The organism is Candidatus Poribacteria bacterium (assembly GCA_016866785.1).
Lineage (GTDB): Bacteria > Poribacteria > WGA-4E.
The window spans coordinates 1-3,392 of record VGLH01000223.1 but is presented as its reverse complement, the minus strand read 5'-3'; the positions used below and the strand labels follow the sequence as shown (position 1 = coordinate 3,392).

The following is a 3,392-nucleotide window of genomic DNA, read 5'->3' as shown; positions in this document are numbered from 1 at the left end:
GGCAGAGCCTCAAGGACTCAGCCAGATGCTCGAACGCGTCAGATATCTGTCCTATGGTCAGTTACTTTGGAGATGTCGTATTCCCCCACCTCAATCCTCCCCCACGCTTCGCGGGGGGCGGAGGCTATGTCCCTCCCCCTTGCATGGGGGAGGGTTAGGGTGGGGGTCGGATAACACGATAAGTCACTGTCACTGACCACTAGCTCCCGTGCGGCTCTCGCCAGGCGGCGCAACGCGTACGACTGCCCCTTCTTGTCCCCGACGCGACGGTTCAGTTCCAGCGCTTCCTTCTGAAGCCGCGCTGCCGTCGTGAAACGCCCTTCCGCGAACGCGATGCTGCCCAATGTCGAAAGCGATGCGGCAACGCGAGCGGAGTCCCCCAGTTCTCGGCGAATCCTCAGGGATTCCGTGCTCCGCGCCCTGGTTTCGGTGTAGTCTGGGGCGTCCAACGCGAGAACGCTGAGATCGTGCAGCGTTTCCGCACGCGTGCGTTGGTCGTCGTGTGTCTCCTGCAGGGCGAGGGTGTCGCGATAGAGCGCTGCCGACTCGCCGTAGAGTCCTGCGATGCGCTTGATGATCGCGAGCTGTCGGAGAGCCATGACCATGGTGGACGTTTCGCCGGCTTCGCGCGCTTTGTCATAGCTCATGCGGAAGAGAGCCTCGGCGCGTGTGGATTCCTGCTTGCCCCACAGCGACCTGCCAGCCCACAGGAACACCTTGGCTTGCAGATGCGCGGGCACTGGCTCCGCCCGCGGAAGGCAGCGTTCGAGCCACTCCCGTCCCTCTGTCCAGTACCCCCGAAGGGCGCAGTACGGGCCCAGAGCCGCGACCAACCGGAAACACAACGTCAGGTCGTTGTCCAGAGCCCATCCGAGCGCCGCCCTGAAGTCGTGGTATCGGTCGTCCAACTGAGCCGCGATAGCAGCCTGATTCGGACCAGACCGCTCAGCGGCGGCCTCCTCAGCGAACTCGACCAAGTACTCCACATGCCGTCGTCGCACGCCATCGAGCGCTCCCGAGGCATGCAGATGCTCGAGACCGTACGCCCGAAGCGTGCTCAACAAGTAGTAGCCAGGGGACTCCGATTCCTCAGTCGTCGCCACCAAGGATCGATCGACAAGCCGAGAGAGGATGTCCACAATCTCCCACCGCTCGACGCCGTCCCCATCGCAGACCTCCTCCGCTGCCTCGACGGCGAACGTGCCCTCGAACACGGCGAGGCGGTCGAACAGGGAACGTTCCGTCTCCGTCAGCAGTTCGTAGCTCCAGTCGATGAGCGCGCGAACCGTCTGCTGACGAGGCACGGCAACGCGGTTGCCGCCGGTCAGCAGTTGGAAACGGTTGTCGAGAAGGCGCTCGATCTGCTGCACGGAGAGCGTCCGCATGCGCGCTGCGGCGATCTCGATCAGCAGGGGAATGCCGTCGAGACGCCAGCAGACCTGCGCCACTGCCGGAGCATTGTCGTCGTTGACCGCGAAGGACGGATTGACCGATCGAGATCGCGTGATGAACAGCCGCACGGCATCGTACTGGGAGAGCTGGTCCGGCGTCGGCAGCGGACGCGCGCGCCAGATGTGCTCGCCTGCGATGCCAAGCGGCTCCCGGCTCGTCACCAACACATGCACTCGCGGGCAGCCTCGGAGCAGCATGTCCACCAGACGCGCGCGCTCCTCGATGAGATGCTCGCAGTTGTCCACCACCAGCAGCGATGTTCGTTCCCGGAGCCGGTCCACCAGCGTCGCCTCCAGCGGACGATTCGGGTCCTCCTGGATGCTGAGCGCGGTTGCGGCACACGGGATGACGAACGCTCCGTCGGATACGCTGCCCAGTTCGATCAGCCACACGCCATCGGGGTACTCGTCGACGACCTCGGCGGAGACCTGCAGGGTAAGGCGGGTCTTCCCGACCCCTCCAGGTCCGAGGATCGTCAGCAGCCGCGCCTCGCGCAGCCGTCCGCGGATTCCCGCGATATCCGATTCGCGTCCGATGAACGACGTGATCTGCGGCGGCAGGTTGTTTGAGAACGCCTCGAGCGACTTGAGGGGCGGGAAGTCGTGCGCGATATCGGGATGGACCAGCTGGAACACGAGCTCGGGACGAACCAGATCGCGCAATCAATGCTCGCCCAGCGGCAGGAGGTCGGCTTGCTCAGGCAGCGTGTCGCGGACGAGTTCCGCCGCCAGACGCGAAAGCAGGACCTGCCCTCCGCTACCTATGGCGCGCAGTCGCGCGACGCGACTCAGCGCAGATCCGAAGTAGTCGTTGTCGCGTTCCTCCGATTCGCCAGTGTGGACCGCCATCCGCACGCGGATTGTGTTCCCAACGCCCCATTCGCGCGCCGTGAGAGCGCGTTGGGCGTCTCGCGCAGCTCCGCGGGCATACGGGCGAGCGGTCCGCTGACGCAATAGACGCCGTTCAGTACGAGGCACGGCAGGAGAATCACGAAGCCAATGCACGCATTTGCGAATCCAAGACGGACATCTACGCGCATCGCCCAAGTGCGTGTCCTGCGACACATCTCCTTGCCGCTCAACATGCCGAACCCATCGGCTGCGTCTCTACCGCCGTCGCTCCGTTGCCCTTGCGCGGACCGCGCGGCCGCGTGACGTAGCATCCCGATGATCTCGTCTGCTCCTCGACGTTTCCTCGGCATCGAGAGTCTCCTTCCCCAACGACGACTCTCAACCGTAGCAGGATCGCTTTTGGGGAGCGGGCCACCATGATGAGGCGCGCGCTGAATCCCTAGAGCGTGTTATGGACTTTCCGAGGTTCGGGTAAACTGTGGGCATGCTTGCGAGAGTCTGCCTCTCCGAACCGAAGAAAGTGCATAACACGCTCTAGCACCCACTCCTTCTGCCGCGCGGACGCAGTCCTCGCTCAGCCCTTCCACGAACGGCCGGAGTGCGTCGAGGTCGTGATGCACGTATCGGCTCGTGACGCTCTGTCCGACGTGGCAGAGCAGCCGCCCTACCTGCTGTTCCGTGGCTCCGAGCCGCGACAGCTCGGAAGCGTAGAAATGGCGCAGGTCGTAGACCTGCATCCAGTCGAGTCCGGTTAGGCTCGTCAGTCGTCCCCACGCCGTTTTGATGGAGCCGTAGGGCGCATCTGGCAGCTTTGGGGATGGGAACAACCAGTCACCCTCCATACGTGCGGCACGTCGGCGCAGCAAGTCAGCCGCGAACGTCGAGACGGGAACCACGCCCCAGCGTCCGTTCTTCATCTTCTGCGGCGGTATCTGGATCGAGTCGGAACGGAGCTCGTCCGTCCGGAGCTGAAAACGTTGGATGGGCGCAACCCGGTCAGACCGAGTATGAGGACCATGTCCGCTACGTCGCCGTCCGCAGCGCGGACCAGCGCGACGAAGTCGTCCATCCCGCAGACGCGCACGCGCC

General features: G+C 64.3%; 3 protein-coding genes. All 3 read right to left on the bottom strand.

Going from position 1 to position 3,392, the window contains the following annotated elements; all coding sequences use genetic code 11:
- Nucleotides 1–38: 38 nt before the first annotated feature.
- Complete coding sequence (locus FJZ36_18495; GenBank protein ID MBM3216889.1) at nt 39–2,114, bottom strand: tetratricopeptide repeat protein; 2,076 nt, start codon at nt 2,112–2,114, stop codon at nt 39–41.
- The gene (locus tag FJZ36_18490) at nt 2,115–2,306 is read right to left on the bottom strand and encodes a hypothetical protein (protein ID MBM3216888.1); all 192 of its coding nucleotides are present in this window, start codon (nt 2,304–2,306) and stop codon (nt 2,115–2,117) included. It abuts the gene before it with no gap.
- Between the two features lie 446 nt (nt 2,307–2,752).
- On the bottom strand, nt 2,753–3,392 hold a 640-nt coding region (locus tag FJZ36_18485), incomplete at its 5' end, for a hypothetical protein (GenBank protein MBM3216887.1).